The 276-nt window shown below is 63.0% G+C and carries 1 protein-coding gene; it reads left to right on the top strand.

The window, feature by feature from the left end; translation table 11 throughout:
- The coding region (locus tag AB1471_RS17295; RefSeq protein WP_367780970.1) for a peptidase associated/transthyretin-like domain-containing protein at positions 1 to 276 on the top strand (276 nt) is incomplete at both ends.

Raw genomic sequence — 276 nt, 5'->3', positions numbered from 1 at the left:
GGCCTGTACTCGGTCGCAGTGGCTGCGCCGGGGTTTCAGCGCCTTGTGCGCTCCGGTCTGACTCTCGTGCTCGGCCAGACTCTGCATGCCGATCTATCCCTTTCGCTCGGCACGGACCAGCAGACCATCACCGTAACTGCGGACGAGCCGATACTGCAGGCGCAGACAAGTAACATCCAGACAAGCATCGCCGGGTCTGCCGTTGTGGCGCTTCCGCTCAACTCGCGCAACTTCATTCAGTTGTCGACGCTTGCGCCGGGAGTCGAACTCCCGCCC

Origin of the sequence: Jeotgalibacillus marinus, from assembly GCF_040801915.1 — a bacterium.
Lineage (GTDB): Bacteria > Bacillota > Bacilli > Bacillales > Jeotgalibacillaceae > Jeotgalibacillus > Jeotgalibacillus marinus.
The sequence above is the reverse complement of the archived record's forward strand: the minus strand, read 5'-3'. Positions and strand labels throughout refer to the sequence as shown.